General features: G+C 72.2%; 16 protein-coding genes and 1 pseudogene. 6 read left to right on the forward strand and 11 right to left on the reverse strand.

Annotation, left to right across the window (positions count from 1 at the left end; genetic code table 11):
- Nucleotides 1-121 precede the first annotated feature (121 nt).
- Nucleotides 122-2,119: a biotin carboxylase N-terminal domain-containing protein gene (locus AB0C20_RS04825; protein ID WP_357567371.1), complete on the forward strand. Its 1,998-nt coding sequence runs from the start codon at nt 122-124 to the stop codon at nt 2,117-2,119.
- The gene (locus AB0C20_RS04830) at nt 2,116-3,279 is read left to right on the forward strand and encodes an acyl-CoA dehydrogenase (RefSeq protein WP_357183323.1); all 1,164 of its coding nucleotides are present in this window, start codon (nt 2,116-2,118) and stop codon (nt 3,277-3,279) included. Before AB0C20_RS04825 ends, AB0C20_RS04830 begins: the two co-directional genes overlap by 4 nt.
- A 134-nt stretch (nt 3,280-3,413) precedes the next feature.
- Here the strand turns inward: AB0C20_RS04830 and AB0C20_RS04835 are convergent, their stop codons facing one another.
- Nucleotides 3,414-4,427, reverse strand: a complete 1,014-nt coding sequence (locus AB0C20_RS04835; protein ID WP_357567372.1) for a hypothetical protein — start codon at nt 4,425-4,427, stop codon at nt 3,414-3,416.
- Nucleotides 4,424-4,771, reverse strand: a complete 348-nt coding sequence (locus AB0C20_RS04840; protein ID WP_357567373.1) for a PadR family transcriptional regulator — start codon at nt 4,769-4,771, stop codon at nt 4,424-4,426. The genes AB0C20_RS04835 and AB0C20_RS04840 overlap by 4 nt, the downstream gene beginning before the upstream one ends.
- A 98-nt stretch (nt 4,772-4,869) precedes the next feature.
- On the opposite strand from AB0C20_RS04840, the gene AB0C20_RS04845 reads away from it, so the two are divergent.
- The gene (locus AB0C20_RS04845; protein WP_357567374.1) at nt 4,870-5,307 is read left to right on the forward strand and encodes a DUF3592 domain-containing protein; all 438 of its coding nucleotides are present in this window, start codon (nt 4,870-4,872) and stop codon (nt 5,305-5,307) included.
- 23 nt (nt 5,308-5,330) lie between these two features.
- Here AB0C20_RS04845 and AB0C20_RS04850 read toward each other — a convergent pair whose 3' ends face one another.
- Together AB0C20_RS04850 and AB0C20_RS04855 are read right to left on the reverse strand one after the other, a co-directional pair.
- Nucleotides 5,331-6,542 carry a hypothetical protein gene (locus AB0C20_RS04850; protein WP_357567375.1) on the reverse strand — a complete coding sequence of 404 codons (1,212 nt, stop codon included), beginning with the start codon at nt 6,540-6,542 and terminating at the stop codon, nt 5,331-5,333.
- A complete protein-coding gene (locus AB0C20_RS04855; protein ID WP_357183312.1) occupies nt 6,539-7,480 on the reverse strand; it encodes a transporter substrate-binding domain-containing protein in 942 nt (313 codons plus the stop codon). The genes AB0C20_RS04850 and AB0C20_RS04855 overlap by 4 nt, the downstream gene beginning before the upstream one ends.
- Nucleotides 7,481-7,648: 168 nt before the next feature.
- Here AB0C20_RS04855 and AB0C20_RS04860 point away from each other — a divergent pair, with 168 nt between their 5' ends.
- The gene (locus tag AB0C20_RS04860) at nt 7,649-7,990 is read left to right on the forward strand and encodes a hypothetical protein (RefSeq protein WP_210780781.1); all 342 of its coding nucleotides are present in this window, start codon (nt 7,649-7,651) and stop codon (nt 7,988-7,990) included.
- Here AB0C20_RS04860 and AB0C20_RS04865 read toward each other — a convergent pair.
- The 7 genes from AB0C20_RS04865 to AB0C20_RS04895 all read right to left on the reverse strand — a co-directional run bounded on the left by AB0C20_RS04865 (nt 7,977) and on the right by AB0C20_RS04895 (nt 15,957).
- Nucleotides 7,977-9,473, reverse strand: coding sequence for a serine/threonine-protein kinase (locus tag AB0C20_RS04865; protein ID WP_357183309.1), 1,497 nt, complete (start codon nt 9,471-9,473; stop codon nt 7,977-7,979). The genes AB0C20_RS04860 and AB0C20_RS04865 overlap by 14 nt on opposite strands.
- Before the next feature lie 30 nt (nt 9,474-9,503).
- Nucleotides 9,504-10,007: a hypothetical protein gene (locus AB0C20_RS04870; protein ID WP_357183306.1), complete on the reverse strand. Its 504-nt coding sequence runs from the start codon at nt 10,005-10,007 to the stop codon at nt 9,504-9,506.
- A gap of 205 nt (nt 10,008-10,212) precedes the next feature.
- The gene (locus tag AB0C20_RS04875; RefSeq protein WP_357183303.1) at nt 10,213-13,860 is read right to left on the reverse strand and encodes an adenylate/guanylate cyclase domain-containing protein; all 3,648 of its coding nucleotides are present in this window, start codon (nt 13,858-13,860) and stop codon (nt 10,213-10,215) included.
- A complete protein-coding gene (locus tag AB0C20_RS04880) occupies nt 13,857-14,693 on the reverse strand; it encodes an MBL fold metallo-hydrolase (RefSeq protein ID WP_357183301.1) in 837 nt (278 codons plus the stop codon). Before AB0C20_RS04880 ends, AB0C20_RS04875 begins: the two co-directional genes overlap by 4 nt.
- A gap of 123 nt (nt 14,694-14,816) precedes the next feature.
- Nucleotides 14,817-15,278, reverse strand: a complete 462-nt coding sequence (locus AB0C20_RS04885; RefSeq protein WP_357183298.1) for a RidA family protein — start codon at nt 15,276-15,278, stop codon at nt 14,817-14,819.
- Entirely contained in the window at nt 15,275-15,430 is a 156-nt protein-coding gene (locus AB0C20_RS04890) for a DUF4177 domain-containing protein (RefSeq protein ID WP_007466198.1), read from the reverse strand. Before AB0C20_RS04890 ends, AB0C20_RS04885 begins: the two co-directional genes overlap by 4 nt.
- 44 nt (nt 15,431-15,474) lie before the next feature.
- Nucleotides 15,475-15,957, reverse strand: a complete 483-nt coding sequence (locus tag AB0C20_RS04895) for a hypothetical protein (RefSeq protein ID WP_357183295.1) — start codon at nt 15,955-15,957, stop codon at nt 15,475-15,477.
- Between the two features lie 681 nt (nt 15,958-16,638).
- Here AB0C20_RS04895 and AB0C20_RS04900 point away from each other — a divergent pair.
- Both AB0C20_RS04900 and AB0C20_RS04905 read left to right on the forward strand, forming a co-directional pair.
- A pseudogene (locus tag AB0C20_RS04900) lies at nt 16,639-17,127 on the forward strand (hypothetical protein); the annotation flags it as partial.
- A 26-nt stretch (nt 17,128-17,153) separates the two neighbouring features.
- Nucleotides 17,154-18,131 carry an ArsA-related P-loop ATPase gene (locus AB0C20_RS04905; RefSeq protein WP_357183292.1) on the forward strand — a complete coding sequence of 326 codons (978 nt, stop codon included), beginning with the start codon at nt 17,154-17,156 and terminating at the stop codon, nt 18,129-18,131.
- The last annotated feature ends 46 nt before the right edge of the window (nt 18,132-18,177 follow it).

Raw genomic sequence — 18,177 nt, forward strand, 5'->3', positions numbered from 1 at the left:
GCGCGAGGAACGCAGCGAAGCGGAGTCCCGCAGTCGCGAACAAAAGGCAGGCACCGTGAGCGCGAGGAACGCAGCGAAGCGGAGTCCCGCAGTCGCGAACGAAAGGCAGGCTCAGGGCACCATGATCAACAGACTGCTCGTGGCCAACCGGGGCGAGATCGCCCGTCGGGTCTTCGCCACCTGCCGCGCAGTGGGCGTGCAGACCGTCGCCGTGCACTCGGACGCCGACGCCGACGCGCCGTTCGTGGCCGAGGCCGACCAGGCCGTACGCCTGCCGGGGAGTTCACCGGCCGAGACATACCTGCGGGTCGACCTGATCCTGGACGCGGCCCGCCGCAGCGGCGCGGACGCCGTCCACCCCGGCTACGGGTTCCTCGCCGAGAACGCCGAGTTCGCGGCGGCGGTGACCGACGCGGGACTGACCTGGGTCGGCCCGCCGGCCAAGGTGATCGCCGCGATGGGCGACAAGCTCGCGGCGAAGGCACTGCTCGCCGAGGCGGGCGTGCCGATGCTGCCGAGCTGGACCGACACCGACGAGATCACTGACTTTCCGGTGCTGGTGAAGGCGTCCGCTGGCGGCGGTGGCCGGGGCATGCGGATCGTCCGGACCGCCGACGAACTGGCCGAGGCGGTCGCCTCCGCGCGCCGCGAGGCGGCTGCCGCGTTCGGCGACGGCACCGTGTTCATCGAGCGGTACGTCGAGCGCGGCCGGCACGTCGAGGTGCAGATCTTCGGTGACGCCCACGGCCGAGTGGTGGCCTTCGGTGACCGGGAGTGCTCGATCCAGCGGCGCCACCAAAAGATCGTCGAGGAGGCGCCGGCGGTCGTGTCCGAGCGGGTGCGGACGGCGTTGCACGAGGCGGCGGTGGCCGCCGGGCGCGCTGTCGACTACCTGGGCGCGGGGACTGTGGAGTTTCTGCTCGCCCCGGGCGGTGAGTTCTTCTTCCTGGAGATGAACACCCGACTTCAGGTGGAGCATCCGGTTACCGAGTTGTGCACCGGGCTGGACCTGGTGGGCCTACAACTGCTCGTCGCCGAGGGCGAGCCGCTGCCGGCGACCCTGCCGGAGAGCACCGGACACGCGATCGAGGTACGCCTCTGCGCCGAGGACGCGGCGGCGGGTTGGCGGCCGGCCACCGGGACCCTGTACCGGTTCAGCGTCGGCGCGGTGGCGGCCGAGTTCGGTGGGCTGGCCGGGCCGGGTCTGCGGCTCGACTCGGGTGTGGTGGCCGGTTCGGTGGTCGGGGTGCACTACGACTCGATGCTCGCGAAGGTGATCGCCTGGGGTCGTACCCGCGCGGAGGCGACCCGGCTGCTGGCCGGCGCTCTGGCCCGGTCCGAGTTGCATGGGGTGACCACCAACCGGGACCTGCTGGTCCGGGTGCTGCGCAGCCCCGCGTTCGCCGCCGTGGAGATCGACACGGGTTTCCTGGACCAGCACCCGGAGGTCTTCGCCCCGCTCCTCCCCGCCAACCAGGTCCCACTCACCGCCCTCGCCGCCGCGCTGGCGGGCGCCGCGCACCGCCGGGCGACCGCGCCGGTGCTGGGCGGGCTCCCCTCCGGTTGGCGCAACGTGCCCGCAGTCCCGCAGGTCAGCCGCTTCGTCGGGCCGGACGGCGACGAGATCGAGATCCGCTACCGGTTGGACCGGGCCGGCCGGCTCGCCGACTGGTCCAGCACCTCTGCGGCCGAGGAGTCCGCCGAGCGGCCGACGGCACCTGCCGTGGCGCTGGTCGAGGTCACCCCGGACCGGGTGGTGCTCGACGTCGACGGAGTTCGGCGCGCGTACCGCGTACACCGGGTGGGGTCCGCTGTCTTCGTGGACGGCCCGGACGGGGCGGCGAGCCTGGCCGAGCTGCCGCGTCTCCCGCTGCCCACCGCGGCGGTGGCGGCCGGGTCGCTACTCGCGCCACTGCCCGGCGTGGTGACCCGGGTGCACGTCCAGGTAGGCCAGCGGGTCACGGCCGGCGATCTGCTGCTCACGCTGGAAGCGATGAAGCTGGAACATCCCGTGCTCGCCCCGATCGATGGCGTGGTCGCCGAGCTGCCGGTGCCGACCGGCGGTCAGGTGCAGACGGGCGCCGTGTTGGCCGTTGTCGACGAAAAGGACCCCCGATGACCTTCGATCTCACCCCCGAGCAGGATCAGCTGCGCGACGCCGTGCGGGCGTTGGGCCGCCGGTACGGCCACTCCTACTTCGTCGAGAAGGCGAGGGCCGGCGAACACACCACCGAACTGTGGGCGGAGGCCGGGCGGCTCGGCTACCTGGGGGTCAACATCCCCACCGAGTACGGCGGCGGAGGCGGCGGCATCACCGAGCTGGCCATCGTCTGCGAGGAGTTGGCGGCGGCGGGTTGCCCGTTGCTGCTGCTGGTGGTCTCCCCCGCCATCGCGGCGACGGTGCTCAGTCGGCACGGCACCGAGGAACAGCGCAAGCGGCACCTGCCGGGCCTCGCCGACGGCTCCCAGAAGATCGTCTTCGCGATCACCGAGCCGGAGGCCGGTTCCAACTTCCACAGGCTCGGCACCGTGGCTCGCCGCGACGGCGACGGCTGGCTGCTCAACGGCCGCAAGTGCTACATCTCCGGCGTCGACGAGGCCGGTCACGTGCTGGTGGTGGCCCGCACCGAGGATTCCTCCACCGGCAAGCTGAAGCCGGCACTGTTCCTGGTTCCGACCGACGCGGCCGGGCTGACCAGGTCCAAGCTGGACATGGAGATCGTGTCCCCGGAGAACCAGTTCCTGCTCTACCTGGACGACGTGCGGGTGCCCGCCGACGCGCTGCTCGGTGAGTCGCTGGACGCCGGGCTGCCGGCGCTCTTCGCCGGGCTCAACCCGGAGCGGATCACGGTGGCCGCGATGGGTGCCGGCACCGGCCGGTACGCCATCGAGCGGGCCAGCGAGTACACGGCCACCCGCAAGGTCTGGGGTGGTCGGAGCATCGGCTCACACCAGGGGGTGTCGCATCCGCTGGCCCACGCGGCGGTGCAGGTGGAGCTGGCCCGCCTCATGATTCAGAAGGCGGCCACCCTGTACGACGCCGGCCGCGACCTGGAGGCCGGAGTGGCCGGCAACATGGCCAAGTACGCGTCCGGGGAGGCCGCCGCGCTCGCCGTGGACACCGCAGTGCAGGTGCTCGGCGGGGCCGGCATGACCACCGAGTACGGGGTGGCGACCCTGCTCGGCGCGGTCCGGGCCGGCCGGATCGCCCCGGTCAGCCGCGAGATGATCCTCAACTTCGTTGCCCAACACGTCCTCGGCCAGGACAAGTCGTACTGACGCCCGCCCCGCCTGCCTGCCTGCCTGCAAGATCGACTCGGTTTCCTTGAAGTCGGGGGGTCCGAGGGCCAAGGACCCCCCGACTTCCTGAAAACCGAGTCGATCCTCTGCTCAGGCTGCGTGGCGCGGCCTCCTCACGCTCCTTGTCTGCCCGGCCGCTCCCGGCGGTGCAGGATCGCCACTGCCAACCCGAAGAACAGCGTGGGCGTCAGCACCAACACCAGCCACTGCGCGGGCGTGAGCGCAGCGAGCACACCGTCGTGGGTGGAACGCCCCAGGAACGTCCCAGTGGCGCTGAACCCCACCCGGGTGAGCAGCAGCGTGACGCCCACCGGAACCACAAGTGCGAGCAGGCGCCGCCGCAACACCGCTGGCGTCGACAGGATGGCAAGGGCGAAGAGCAGGTATCCCGCCGTCAGCAGGATCGCCTCGATCCGGCCGACGCCGACGGTGAAGATCCACGTGCCGTAAACGGGAGTCGTCGCGTCATCAGCACCAGTCACCTGGGCGATGCTCGGAGCACCGACGCTGATTAGCGTCGCCGCCGTCAGCGTGCCGAGTCGCCAGCGCGCGAGGGAAGCCGCGGCGGAACGGGGAGCACGGACGGCGAGCACCAGCGGAACCATCGCGGCGAGCACTGCGGGCCAGAGATTGCGCACAGTGGAATATTGCCCGTAATCCTCGGCGACCCGCACCACCTCGAACGCCGCGCAACAGACGGCGATCGCGGCTGCCGCTCGGCCCCACCCGAACACGGCCGACACCGCCACGGTGAGCCACAGCAGCGCCACGAAACCGACCGGCCAGAGGACGAACGGTTCTCCCAACCCCTCGGGATAGCCGTCCGCGAACATGGCGAGGTGCAGCACCGGAACGCGCGCATCCCGCACGAACAACATCAACGCGGCGATCAGGCCGAGCGCCTGCGCCGCCTCCCGCCACGCATCGCCCGAGAATCGCGCACCAGCCTGGCGGACATGCGCGTGCAACGCCCCGCCGAGCAGGGCGAGCACGTCCCGCGCCGCCGGCCTGCGCTGGCCCGGTGACGCGTCGTCCAGCAGCACCCCGATCAGCTCGTCCTCGTACTGCCGACGGTAGGCGCCGGGATAACAGGCCAGCAGCCACCGGTAACCGTGTTCCAACGTCATGCCGCACCCCCGTCGACGATGAGACCGGCGCGGCGCAGTCGCACGCTCGCCGCGTCGGCGTTGCTCCGCAGACGCGCCGACTCCTCGGCGAGTCGTTGCGCCCCCGACGCCGTGAGTCGGTAGTAGCGGCGCAACCTGGACTGCACCTGCTCCTCGCGCTCGATGTCGATGAGGCCCTCGGTCCGCAGCCGGTCGAGGGCCGCATAGAGGGTGCCGGCGCGCAGGTCGACCCGCCCATCGGAGATCTGGCGGACCTCCTCGAGGACGGCGTAACCGTGCCGTGGAGCCTCGACGAGTGCGGTGAGGATCAGATAGGTGGACTCTTGCATGGAAGCCTTCGCCATCGCCGCAGCATATACCGTCCGACTGTATATACGGCAGCGCGTCTCACCGCAATTCGCGTCGTGTTTACCGGCCCGCCCCGCCGGAGATGTGGAGCGGCATGGATCTGCTGCGAACGCGTCGCCCGCCGGCACCACTGTTCGCCGGGCTCGGCCTCGTTGTCGTCATCGGCTTCGCCATCGCCGCCTGGACGGTGTGGACCAATGACCAGGCGCTGCAGGACCGAGGGGTGGAGGCCACCGCCCAGGTCGTCAAGGTCAACAAGGGTCGCATCCACGTCGAGTTCGAGACCCCGGACGGGCGGCGTGCGCAGACGCTTGTCGGTCAGGGCGACGAGCCGCCCGGTGCTGCTCCGAATGTGGGCGACGAACTCCCGATCGTCTACGACCCGCAGGACCCGGAGGCGGAGGTGGCCGATCGCCGCGCCCCGCAGAACCACCGCGTCGCCTACCTGCTCGCCGGCGTCGCGGCCGCCGCGGCAGTCAGCGTGCCACTGGCCACCGTCGCGCTCGTGCGGGCCAACCGCCGGGAACGGTAGCCGCTGCGCTCGTCGGATGGGCGTCAGGCCGGGGTACGGCAGGCGGCGTCGATGCGGTGGACCGGGCGGACCCGACGGCCCATGCCCTCCAACAGCGAATCCTCGACGTGGAAATCGTGAATGCGCAGTTGGTGGCGGGGCAGTTCCTCCTCGCTCGGGCAGAGCACCTGGGCGCGGACCAGACCGACCGGGACGTACCGGACGCCGCCCTTCTCCTGAAGGATCACCATGTTGACGTCGTCGGTGGTGACCACGTGCCCGCGTACGTCCTCGGTGGGCCCACTCTCCGGGCCCACTGTGGTGACTGTCAGCGGCAACACCGGCGTGGTGATCACCGGCACGGCGGCCCAGATCAGGGTGGCGAGCACCGCCACCTCGGTCACCGACGCCAGCGGTCGGATCACCATGCCCGGCAGCGGCCCCGCGATGAACAGGGCCAGCAGCGGAGGTACCACGATGAGCACCAGCGCCAGCCACTCGTCGCCCTGCCGCATCGCTTCGCGCATCGTGGGCAGCATCAGCCAGCCGTAGCCGGCGAGCAGCGCGCCGATCAGCAGCAGCCTGGGCACCACCCGCTCGTGCAGCCGCCCCGGGCGCAGTTGGAACGCGGCCACGAACGCCGGCAACAGCAACGGCAGATAGAGCAACGGCCAGGTGATCAGGGCGAGGAGGAAGCTGGCAAGCACCACCCAGGCGGGGGTGATGTCGGCCCAGCGGGCGAAGAGCGGGCGGCGACGGGTGCCCGGCGGAAGTCGATCCGCGCTGACGGCCAGTACCGCGCCGAGCGCGAAGACGGCGACCAGCCCGGTGGAGAGCAGCCGGGCCGCCGTGGTCAGGAAACCGGCGAGCAGGTTGACCGTCCCGACGTTGGCCACCAGCAGCAGCGTGGTCTGGAGCTCCCCGCCGGCCTCCACGCCGAGGCGGAGCACCGAGAAGATCGCCGGTACGCCCACCACTGCGGTCCAGAACGACTGACTGGCGCGGGCGCGCCGCTCCGCCGGATCCCAGCGGACCCGCCCCGGCTCGACCGCGGCGACGACCGGCTCGGCCGGTTCGGCGACCGGCACTCCGGCCGGCCAGACGACGTCACCTCCTGCGCCGGCCGCTGAACGATCGACGGCCGGAGGTGCTGCGGCCGTACCGTCGACTGCCGGCGCGGCGTCGCTGCCGGGCACTGACGTGCGGGGTGGCGGGACCGGCCCGTCGCCGCTGGTGGCGGTCGGTGCCGCGCTCACTTCGCGGGCGCCTTGTCGTCGAAGTCGACGAGCTTCGGTACCTCCAGCGGCTGCGGCTGGCGCTTCTCGGCCTTCAGCCAGGGGCCCAGGGTCCGGTTGTACGCGGTCTGCCAGGGGCTGGCGTCGCCGTCGCGGCCCTGCACGTAGCTCTTCTGCAGGAAGAACGCGACCAGGTCGCGCAGCGCGGGATCACCGATCGGCACGCCGATGCCCAGCAACTCGCTGGTGCCGAACGGCATGTCCACGATCTCGAACTCCTTGGGGAAGCTGGCCAGGAAACCGGCGAGGATCGACTCGTCGGAGCTGACCGCGTCGTACCGGCCCTTGCGGATGCCATCGACGCAGTCGCCGACGTCCTTGACCACGAACGTCTTGACCTGGTGCTTCTCCAACTCGGCCTCGGTGGTGGAGCCGCCGCTGGTGCACACCTTGTACGCCGGGTCGCGCAGATCCTCGATGGTGCGGACCTTGTCCTTGAGCCGAACCGGCACCATCACCTCCTGCGTGGTGACGAAGTACGGCCCGGCGAAGCTGACCAACTGCTTACGGTCCTCGGTCATGGAGAAGCTGGACACCACCAGGTCGACGGTGCCACCTTGCAGCGACGGGATCCGGTCCTCGGTGGCCACCGATACGAACTCCAGCCGCTGATCCCCCTCGTAGCCGAGGGAGGCCGCGACGTAGCGGGCGATCTCGACGTCGAACCCGACGTGCTGGCCGTTTCGCAACTCACCCATCAGCGGCTCGTTGGTGGCGACACCGATGCGGAGCTTCGACTGACCGTAGATGTGCGTCTCGCGCATCTTCTCCTGCACTGAGGGCAGTTCCGGTTCCTTCCGGCTGTCGCAACCGGCCGCGGCGGCGAGTACGAGGGTGAGAGCGACCGCCAGCGTCGAGGCGATCGAGCGGAGCCGGGACTGCGAACTGCGTGAGTTCATGGGCGACCTCGCTACCGGAAGGGCCTGCGGAACACCGAGAGTAGCCGTTCTTGTCCAATCCGTGTGGGCGCGATGACCCCTGCCGAGTCGACGGCTCGGATCGACGTCGATCGGCGCGGCGGTCGGCTCTGCGGTTGACAGCCGGCGTAGTCACGACATGCTGGACGGGTGAGCCGATTGTCCAGACCCGATGCGCGCACGGTGGCGGTGCTCGCGGCGCTGGGAGCCCTTGCGCCGCTGGTCATGCTGGTCGTGTGGCGCCGACAGGACCTCCTCGGCGTGGTTCTCGCGCTGCTCTGCGTGCTGATGACAATGGTCGCCGGGGTCGCGGTCTCCGCCGCCCGTCAGGTCGACGATCCGGAGCCGGCGGACCGGTCGGCAGTCGTCGGGCCGCCCGAGCTGATGCCGTACGGGATCGACGCGGACACCCTCGACGCCTTGGACCCCAGGGACGCGTTGCGTGCGGTGCGTGACCGCCGACGCGGGTCGAACGGGCTCAGCGGCCGGTGAGCGTGGGTGCGGAGAGCGCGTCCACACCGCGCCCCGCCAGACACCGGTAGGTCCTGTCGATGCTCCCATCGATCGGCGGTAGCACCTCCAGGTGCCAGCCGGTCGGCTCGGCGATCCCGGTGGTCACCCGGAACGTCGTGGTGCTGCACACCTGTCGCACCGGCTCGGCGGCGGCCACCTCCTCATAGTCGGCGCCGACAAGCGACACCGGCAGGATGCCCTCGGCGTACGTCTCCCAGGTGTGTCGGCCGGCGCAGGACAGCCGAGCCGCCTCGGCGCGGCTGCCGCGAATCCGCATCGGGCCGAAGCACTCCAGCTCGGGCAGGCACCGGGCACCCTCGGGCAGGGCTGTGGGCGCACCGGTGCCGGTCGCGCAGCCGGGCAACGGCCCGGTCGCCGGTGCGGCGATCTGGGTGGCCGACGGGTACGGGGTGGTTGGTGGCGCCCGGTCGGCGACCCAGGCCCCGGCGGTCGCGGAGGCGGCGAGCGCGAGCACACCGGCGCCGCCGAAGAGCCAACGCCGCCACCGTCGACCGGCGGGGTCGGCTCGCTGAGTGTCCTCGATGGGCGATCGGGGCACCGGCTGGCTGGCCGCGTACGGGCCGGAGAGTGTCGCGGCACCGCTGACCGGAGCGCCGCTGACAGGTGCCGCCGGTGAGCCGAGCGGCAGGTTGCTGAGCAGGTCGTGCAACTCCAGGGCGGAGGGGCGCTCAGCCGGGTCGTTGGCCATGCCGACGCGCAGCACGTCGATCAGCTCGTCCGGCACCCCGGGCAGGGCGGGGAGCGGCTGGTTGAACATCTCCAGCACTGTGACCAGGCTCGGGTTGCGCTCGGACTGCCAGCGGGGCGGCCGGCCGTGCATCACCGCGTAGAGGGTGGCGCAGAGCGCGTACACGTCGACGGCCGGCGACGGCGGGCTGTGGCTGAACATCTCCGGCGGCGCGTACGCCGGGGTGAGCACCTCCAGGGTGACCGAGGCGTCCCGGTGCTCGGCGAGGACGGCGAGCCCGAAGTCGGCGAGCACCGCCGAGTTGAAGTGCGAGTGGAGGATGTTTGCCGGCTTCACGTCCCGGTGCAGCACCCCGGCGGCGTGCGAGTGGGCCAGCGCGTCCGCGATCTTGATGCCGAGGTCGCGGGCCTCCACCGGGCCGAGCGGCGAGGTGCGCATCCGCTCGGCGTACGAGCCATCGCAGAGCTCCATGATCAGGTAGGGGTGCTGATCGACAGTGACCCCCACGTCGAAGAGGTCCACCACGTGCGGGTGGGACGACATCCGGCCGGCCGCCCGCGCCTCGCGCAGGAAGCGGGCCTGATCGCGCTCGCTGTCCAGCGTCCGATTTTCCACTTTGACGGCGACCTCGCGACCCACCGAGATCTGGGTGGCCTGGTAGACGGTCGCGTACCCGCCCCGGGCAAAGACCCGCAAATCAGTCAGGCCGGGCACGATCGGCACTGGCAGGCCGCCGGTCGGGGTGTCGGTCACCGCTCGAAAATACCCAACCCGACCGATGGCTCAGCGCACCGCGTCCGCCGGAGCCGCACCGGCGGGACCGGTACCCTCCTCGGCGACCGCAGTCGACCCGGAACCCTCGGACGATCCGACCCCGCCGGGCGGGATGCCCCGCCGGGCGTCCAGACGCAGACCGACGGCGGTGGCCACGGCGCCCAGCCCTTCCCACGCCGCCACCCCGAAGAACCGGTCGGGAGCGATGTCGGCCAGCACCGCGATGGTGAACACGGTGAACGTGACAAGCCGGAAGACCACAGTGAACCGGTAGAACGCCCGCCACTCGGTCACCGTGGCGAGCAGGTAGTAGACGCCCATGTTGAAGGCCGCCATCGAGGACGCCAGCAGGAACGTCCCGGTGTGATCACCGACGGCCCGCGTCGCGGGCACCTCGAACCCGAGCATGCGCAGCTGCGCCTCCGGCCAGAGCAGCCCAACCGCGCCCATCACCAGCGCCAACACGCCGAAGACCGCGATGGTCCAGCCCGCGATGGATCGCGGCAGCTTCATGAAGGGCCTCCCCAGGCACGGCGACGGTCACCACTGTGGACCCGTACGCGGTGGTGACACGCTAGCCGCTCCCCCCGACCACCACATCCCCAGAACCGGCAAAACCTGCACCCCACCCCCCGGGCCGCGTTGATCAAGAGCTTTCGGTCACCGGCGGCCCGGATCCTGACGCGAACCTCTTGATCAACAGCGGAGGGTGAGGGGGTCAGACAGGGGCGGTCAGGCGGGTGTGGAGGGCGTCGGCTGCGGCTCGTTCGCTGCGCTGCTCGGTGGCGTACGCCAGGCGGACCGCCTCCTGCGCGCAGGACAGCGCCTCCGCCGGACGACCGCAGGCGGCCAGCGCCTCGGCCAGCACACTCGCCGCGATCACCTGGCTGCGCACGTCCTCGGCCGGTGCGGTGACCGCCCGGCGGGCCCAGTCCAACGCCTGCTCCCGCTGACCATGAGCGAGCAGCGCCGCAGCGTACTGAGCCATCGTCTGACGACGGGAGAAGAGCAGCGACGGTGCGTTCGCGGCGGCCGTGGCCACCGGGGCGAGCAGCCCGACAGCGGTCGCCGAGTCGCCGGCGGCGAGACGGGCCGTCGCCAGCAACACCCGGGGCGCCACCTGCGCCGGGGCCTGCGGATTGTGCGGCTCCACGGCGGTCAGCACCGCGCGGGCCACCCGCTCGGCAGTCTCGCAGTCGCCCATGTCCAACGCGACGAAACCGCGCAGTGTGCCGGCCATCCCGGTGAGCAGCGGATGCGAGGTGCGCTCCGCGTACGCCAGGGCGTCGGTGAGCAGGTCCGCCGCGTGCTCCGGCTCGCCCAACCCGCGCGCCACCACCGCCCGGACCACCAGGGCGAAACCGCGCCCCCAGTCGTCGGACACGGCGGCGAACTCCCGGTACGCCCGCCGGGCCTCCCGGTCAGCCTCGACCAGGTCACCCAGCTCGGCCGTGGCGAACGCCGCCACCGCGCGCAACGTGCCCACCGCCCACGCCTCACCGACCCGCTCGCCGAACGGCAGGAACACCTGCGCCATCCGACACGCCTCGCGCAGTCGACCGGCGAGCAGCCGGGCGAACGCAGTGGTGCCGCGCAGCCAGGCCCGACCGTACGGGTCCTTCAGCTCGGCGAAGAGCCTGGCGGCCCGGCCGAGCACCGCGTCGGTTCCGGCGAAGTCACCCCGGGTGGTGGTCACCCAGGCCAGGTTCTGTAGTGACCACGCCTGCCCGCGTCGGTCCTGCGCACCGAGGCTGACCTGGTACGCGGCCGCCAACCGGCTGCTCGCCTGACTCAGCCGGCCCGCCACGAAGTCGGCCATGCCGAGCCGGCGCATCGCCGTGGCACGCTGCGTGGGCAGCCGCCCCTCGGTGGCCACCTGCAACGCCTCCTGCCAGGCGGTCACCGCCCGGCCCTGATCACCGAGGGTCTCCTGGGCCTGCCCCGCCAACAGCAGGGCGCTGACCCGGGTGACCTCGTCCCCCGCGTTCGCGGCGATCTTCTCGGCGTACGCCAACGCGTCGGAGACCCGGCCTACCTGGAGCAACGCCCGCGCGTGCACCACCCGGTCGGCTGCCGGCACCCCGTCGCGGGCCAGTTCGGTGGCGCGCTCGGCGTACTCGACGGCCATTGCCGGCTCACCGCCGGAGAGCGACCGGCGGGCGGCCCGGCCGAGCGCGGCCACGCCGAGCGGAACCACAGCCCGGGCCGGCGCGTCCGGGCGCAGCTTCACCGCGTCGGCGAGCGTGGCGGCCCGCTCGACGTGCGTCGCCACGAAGTCGTCCCGGGCCTCGTCGGTGAACCCGCCCACAGTGCTGACCGTGGTCTCGTCCACCGGCGCCGCCCAGCGGGCCAACGCCGCGTGTCGCTCGGCCAACTCGGCCTTGCTCACCCCGGCGTACGCGGCCTCCCGCATGAGCGGTGTGGCGAACGAGTAGCCAGCGCGCGAGCGGTGCAGCATGCGGCGTTGCAGCAACTCCTCGACCGCCCGGTCGAGTTCGACGGCGACCACCGCCGACGGCCGACCGTCGCGACCGCCGCGCTGCTCCCGCATCGCCTCCAGCGCGCCGGTCGGCACCGTGTCACCGGTGACCGCGGCGTCGCGCAGCACCGACCGGGCGTCCGGCGGCAACGCGTCGATCCGGGCCGCGAGCACAGCGGCGAGGTCCCGGGAGAGCAGCCGACTGCCCAGCGAGCCGGGCACCAGCCGCCAGCCGGTCGACCCGCTCTGCTCCCGCTCGCCGGAGCCGGCCCGATCCACTGCGGCACCCCGTGTCGAGGCGGCACCGCGCACTGATTCGGTGGTGAGCGCCCCCCGTTCGATAAGCAGGGTGACCAGCTCGGCCAGGTAGAACGGATTGCCCTGCGCGGTGGCGAGCAAACGGTCGGTGTCGGCCTGCGGCAGCTTGCCGCCGCCGAGGTAACTGGTGAGCAGCCGGGCCGCGTCGGCACCGCGCAGCGGCGGCAGCGAGTGCACCTCGGCGTCCGCGACCCTGGTCAGCGCGCCAGCGGTACGCACCAGCTCGGGGCGGCCGAGCAGCAGCACCAGCACCGGGCCGGTGAGCTTGGACAGGGTCAACCCGAGGGCACCGATCGTCTCGGCGGTGGCATCGTGCAGGTCGTCCACCACGATCACCAGCGGCGCCTCCGAGGCGAGCCCGCTGAGCAGGTCGGCGACGGCGTTCGGCACCACCTCGGCGTCCGCGGCCGGAGTGCCCGATCCGCCCCACTCGCCGCTGTCGCTGCCACCGTGCGCCGGGAGTTCGGCGTAGCCGAGCAGGGCCAGCAGTTGCTCCGTGGCGATCGGCGGTGTCTCCGCACCAGAGCGGGCGAGCCGCTGCCCGAGCCGGCGCAGCCGCTCCTCGACCGCCGGGCGGGTCAGCGCTGTGGACGCGTCGCTGGGCAGACCGACGGCGGCCCGCACCAGATCGGCCAGGGGCGCGAGCCGTCGCCGCTCCCCGAACGCGGCACAGCGCACCGAGAGGACCCGGGCCCCGGTGTGCGCCGCGTACCGGCCAGCACCGACGTCGTACCCGGCGGCGAGGCGCTCCACCTCGGCGGCGAACCGGGACTTGCCGATGCCCGCCTCGGCGGTCATGAGCAGCACCCGTGGGTCGCCCTGGTCGATCACCTCGGCGAGTCGGCCGGCGACCCGACCGATCTCCGTCTCCCGGCCGACGTACGGTGCCTCGTCGCCGAGCCCCGAGCGGGTGCCCGGCGCGTCCAGCAGACCCAGCAGCTCGTACGCCTCGACCGGCTCACGCTTGCCCTTGAGCCGCAGTGGGCGCAGCGCCCGCCAGGAGGAGACGTGCCTGGTGGCCGCGGCGGTACGACCACCGGCGTAGACGGCCCCGACGGCGGCGGCGTCGGCGAGCCGGGCCGCTGTGTTCACAGTGTCGCCGATGACCGTGTATTCAATAGCGGCCTGGATGCCCGCGATGACGTCGCCGGTGTTCAGGCCGACCCGCAGCCCGAGCGGCGCGCCGCCGCCCCGCTCGTCGTCGAGCACCCGGCGGACGGCCCGTTGCATGGACAGGGCGGCCCGGACGGCGCGTTCGGCGTCGTCCTCGTGCGCCACTGGGGCGCCGAAGACCGCCATGATGCCGTCCCCGGTCAGCTTGTCGACGTGCCCGCCGAACGTCTTCACCGCACCGGCGAGGGCAGCGAGCACCCGGTCGGTGACCGCGCCGACGCGTTCCGGGTCGAGATCCTCCGACCAGGAGGTGAACTCGGAGAGGTCACCGAAGAGCACGGTCACCACCCGGCGCTCGGCCGCCGGCAACGTGGCGGCGGCCGGCAGCGCGGCGCCACAGTTGTGGCAGAACCGCGCGCCGGGAACGGCAACGGTTCCACACACGGGGCAGGTCACATGTGCTCCAACCCACTGACCCCGGGCGCGGATTCCCCGGTGTCGACGCCCAGATACTCCAGCTGGGCCCGAACCGACCATTCGGCCGCCCACCAGAGTGAGCGGTCCACGTCCGCGTAGACCGTCGCGACCACGTCGGCGGGGGTGTGTGCGCCGGCGGCGACCGCCGCCCGGACCTGGTCGAGCCGGGCCCGGCGGTGGGCGAGGTAGAAGTCGGCGGCGGCGGCGCAGTCGGCCAGCGCGGGGCCGTGTCCAGGCAGCGCCGGGATCCCCCGGTACGTGGACAGCAGCTCCAGGCTGCTCAGGTAGTCACCGAGGTGCCCGTCGGGATGGGCGACCACCGTGGTGCCCCGGCCGAGGATGGTGTCACCGGTGAGCACCACCCGCTCGTCGCCGTGCTCGACGAGGAAACAGACCGAGTCGGCGGTGTGCCCTGGCGTCTGCAACAGACTGATGTGCAGACCGAAGCCGCCGAAGTGCTCGCCCGGCTCGGTCAGCGGCTCGCCGCCGATGGTGTGCGCCGGGTTGGCGGCGAGCACGTGCACGCCGCCGAGCAGCTCACTCAGCCGGGCCGCGCCCTCGGTGTGGTCGGGGTGGCCATGGGTGATCAGGATCAGCCCGACCGGGCCGTGCTCGGCGATTCGGGTCAGGTGCCCCTCGTCCGCCGGCCCCGGGTCGACCACGATGCCTGACTCGGCCGCCGGGGCGCGCAGCACCCAGGTGTTGGTGCCGTCGAGGGTCATCGGCCCCGGGTTCGGCGCACGCAGCAGTGAAACCCAGCGGGGCAACTCGTCGGCAAGCGCCGCCACCGCCCCCGTCACGTGCCCGCTCATGGCTGCGATCGTACGACCCCGCCCGCCACACCCCACGATCTTGCACATGCGACCCCTGATTCATCCCGGTTCAGGGCTTTCGTCCGAGCCGGAAGTGCAAGATCGCGGGGCGATGGGGACGCGTCAGGCGACCTCGACGATCAGCTCGATCTCCACCGGGGCGTCCAGCGGCAGCTCGGCCACACCCACGGCACTGCGCGCGTGCCGGCCGGCCTCCCCGAAGACGGTGCCGAAGAGATCCGAGGCACCGTTGATCACGGCGGGCTGACCGGTGAAGCCGGGCGCGGAGGCCACGAACCCGGTCACCTTGACCACCTTCACCACGTTCTCCAGGCCGACCAGCGAGTCGACAGCGGCCAGCGCGTTGAGCGCGCACCGCTGGGCCAGATCCTTCGCCTGCTCGGCGGAGATCCCGGCGCCGACCTTGCCGGTCGCCAGCAACTTGCCCTCGGCCATCGGCAACTGGCCGGAAACGTACACATGCTGGCCGGACTGCACGGCCGGGACGTAAGTGGCCACCGGCGGCACGACCTCGGGCAGGTCGAGACCCAGCTCGGCGAGCTTCGCGTGCGGACCGTTGCTCACGCCTTGGGCCGCTTCAGGTAGGCGACCAGCTGGTCCGGATTCGGGCCGGGGACCACGGCGACGAGCTCCCACCCGTCCTCGCCCCAGTTGTCGAGGATCTGCTTGGTCGCGTGGACCAGCAGCGGGACCGTGGAGTATTCCCACTTCTGCATCGCTGAAGGGCTCCCTCTCGGTGCGGAATTGTTCGAGGGACAGCCTACGGTCCGCTGGCCGGACGAGGTACGGGACGCTGCTCCGGCGCGGCCGGCAGCTCCCCGCAGCGCCCCTCGTGCTCGTACCCCTGGGGGCAGCGGGACCGGTCGGGCAGCAGCAGGTCGCAGAAGACACGGTGCCGGTTGTTCTGATCGTCGGCGTTGGAGACTGTGGTCTCACCGGCGTCCAACTCGGGCAGGAAGCCCAGGGACACCGCGACCCGGCCGGCCAGCACGGTCGCCGCCGCCAGATTCGGCACCCGGATCGGCAGGTGGATGACGAAGCCCGGCTCGTCGTCCTCACGGGTCCGCTCGGCGGGCTGGCTCGGCACCCGGGCCGTCTCCGCCTGCTCCGGCATCCGGCGGTACGACCGTTCGTTGATCGACTGGTTGGTGACCTGCCCGCCGGCCTCGACCACGGACCCGAGCCGGCGGGGCCGGTCGTTCGTCGGGAACTGGGTGCGAGGGATGTTGTCCGCGTCGCGCATGCACTGCCTCCGGTCGTACCTCTCGGACCATGCTTCCGGCCCGGACCCGTTCGTCCGTTCCGGCCCCCGCACCGGGACGAAGGTAGGTCTGTGGCTGCGGTCCCGCCAACAGGACGCGCACAAGAGGTCACCAACAGTCACATATGCGACACACCGCAGGTCGGGGGCACGACACCGAAACCGACGCGGGTACCGCTCACCGGATCGCTGGGGCCGCTCGGCAGGCAGGGGCGACACCGATCCGGTCATCGACCGCTACCCTTCCGGTCGGACGGTCGCGCTGCGCCCGGCCGCCCGCTCGATCACGCTCGGCGCCAGGGGTGGCGGCGGGCGCCGCACCCCTGGGGGAACGACATGACCCACCCGCCCAGCGGCGACCAGGCCGGCACACCCGCTCACCCGCCGGCCCACCCGGATCCCACCGGTCAGCCCGCGCCGACGATCCCCAGCCAGCCGACCCCCGCTCCGCAGCCCGGGCAGCTCGCTCTCCCCGCCTCCCCCGCCCAGCCGGCACTTCCCGCCGCCCCCACCTCAACAGCCTTCCCCGGGCAGCCCGGCGGCCCCAGCCAGCCGACCTTCCCCGGGCAGCCCAGCGGTGCCGGGCAGCCGGAAGCGCCTGGCGGCCCCACCTCGGCCGCCGCACCGACGCAGCCGGGTGCCCCGAACTCCTCGTCCATTCCGCCGGCCCCGCCGGCCTATCCGCCCTACCAGGGCACGGCCGGGCCGAAGAAGAAGCGCGGTCTGCTGATCGCGGCGATCGCCCTGGTCGTGATCATGGTGCTCTGCGTGGGGGGTGGCGCTGTGGCCTTCCTGACCCTGCGCAATGCCGAGACCGGCGAGGGCGCCAAGGAGCCGGCGGTCGCCGTCGACGAGTTCCTCACCGCGGTCTACAAGGATCGTGACGCGGCAAAGGCGGCCGATCGCGTCTGCGCCGCCTCCCGCGACGACGACAAGATCGCCGCGAAGGTTGCCGAGGTGGAGAAGTACGCCTCCACCTACCAGAACCCGCGCTTCCGGTGGACCACCCCGAAGGTGGACAACCAGACCGGGGAACGGGCCACCGTCTCCACCCGGCTCACGATGACCACCGCGGACGAGAAGGTGGCCGACCAGGAGCTGCGCTTCACTGTGGTGCAGAAGACGGGTTGGTGGGTCTGCGAGGTCGCCTGACCGCCCAGCCTGGATAGGCTCGACGGGTGTGTGCAGCTGAGCGTCCGATCGACCCGGCCGGTACCGGATGGCCCGCCCGTCTCCACGTGGTGACCGGCAAGGGCGGCACCGGTAAGACCAGCGTGGCGGCGGCGCTGGCCCTCGCGCTCGCCGCCGGCGGCCGGCGCACCCTGCTGGTCGAGGTCGAGGGGCGGCAGGGCATCGCCCAGCTGTTCGGCATCGAGTCGCTGCCCTACGAGGAGCGGCACCTCGCCGACGCGCCGGGTGGCGGTGAGGTGCGCGCGCTCGCTGTGGACGCCGAGGAGGCGCTGCTCGAGTACCTGGACATGTTCTACAAACTGGGCGCGGCAGGCCGGGCGCTGCGCAAGCTCGGCGCCATCGACTTCGCCACCACCATCGCGCCCGGCCTGCGGGACGTCCTCCTCACCGGCAAGGTGAAGGAGGCCACCACCCGCACCACCGGGCAGCGGCGCGCGTACGACGCGGTGGTTCTGGACGCCCCGCCGACCGGGCGGATCGGCCGGTTCCTCAACGTGACGGCAGAGACCGCCCGACTGGCCAAGGTGGGCCCGATCAAGACCCAGAGCGAGGGGGTCGCGGCGTTGCTGCGGTCCCCGATGACAGCTGTGCACGTGGTCACGCTGCTGGAGGAGATGCCGATCCAGGAGACGGTCGACGCGATCGCCGACCTGACCGCCCTCGGCTTCGGTGTGGGGAAGGTGCTCGTCAACGGGGTCCGACCGCCGCTGCCCGCCGGAGCGGCGGTCACCGCCGCGGAGCTGAGGCGCGGGCTGGTCGCCGCCGGGCTGCCTGCCGATCGGGACATCGTGGCCGGGTTGCACGATGAGGCGCGTGACCAGCTCATCCGGCGCGAACTGGAGGATTCGCTCCGCGCCGACCTGGTGGAGTTGGGGCTGCCGATGATCGAGCTGCCGTTGCTGCCCGACGGGGTTGATCGGGCGGGGCTCGCGACGCTGGCCGAGGCGCTCCTCCGCGCCGAATGACTCACACCTGAGCGCAGCACGGGCGCGCGGACCCACCGGCCCGATA

Source organism: Micromonospora sp. NPDC048843 (assembly GCF_040649965.1).
Taxonomy (GTDB): domain Bacteria; phylum Actinomycetota; class Actinomycetes; order Mycobacteriales; family Micromonosporaceae; genus Micromonospora; species Micromonospora hortensis.

Excerpts from the sequence above, each read along its gene's own strand:
- AB0C20_RS04895 (WP_357183295.1), bottom strand. The coding sequence starts at position 15,957 with ATGCGCGACGCGGACAACATCCCTCGCACCCAGTTCCCGACGAACGAC.
- AB0C20_RS04835 (WP_357567372.1), bottom strand. The coding sequence starts at position 4,427 with ATGACGTTGGAACACGGTTACCGGTGGCTGCTGGCCTGTTATCCCGGC.
- AB0C20_RS04890 (WP_007466198.1), bottom strand. The coding sequence starts at position 15,430 with ATGCAGAAGTGGGAATACTCCACGGTCCCGCTGCTGGTCCACGCGACC.
- AB0C20_RS04840 (WP_357567373.1), bottom strand. The coding sequence starts at position 4,771 with ATGGCGAAGGCTTCCATGCAAGAGTCCACCTATCTGATCCTCACCGCA.
- AB0C20_RS04855 (WP_357183312.1), bottom strand. The coding sequence starts at position 7,480 with ATGAACTCACGCAGTTCGCAGTCCCGGCTCCGCTCGATCGCCTCGACG.
- AB0C20_RS04880 (WP_357183301.1), bottom strand. The coding sequence starts at position 14,693 with ATGAGCGGGCACGTGACGGGGGCGGTGGCGGCGCTTGCCGACGAGTTG.
- AB0C20_RS04825 (WP_357567371.1), top strand. The coding sequence starts at position 122 with ATGATCAACAGACTGCTCGTGGCCAACCGGGGCGAGATCGCCCGTCGG.
- AB0C20_RS04845 (WP_357567374.1), top strand. The coding sequence starts at position 4,870 with ATGGATCTGCTGCGAACGCGTCGCCCGCCGGCACCACTGTTCGCCGGG.
- AB0C20_RS04870 (WP_357183306.1), bottom strand. The coding sequence starts at position 10,007 with ATGAAGCTGCCGCGATCCATCGCGGGCTGGACCATCGCGGTCTTCGGC.
- AB0C20_RS04830 (WP_357183323.1), top strand. The coding sequence starts at position 2,116 with ATGACCTTCGATCTCACCCCCGAGCAGGATCAGCTGCGCGACGCCGTG.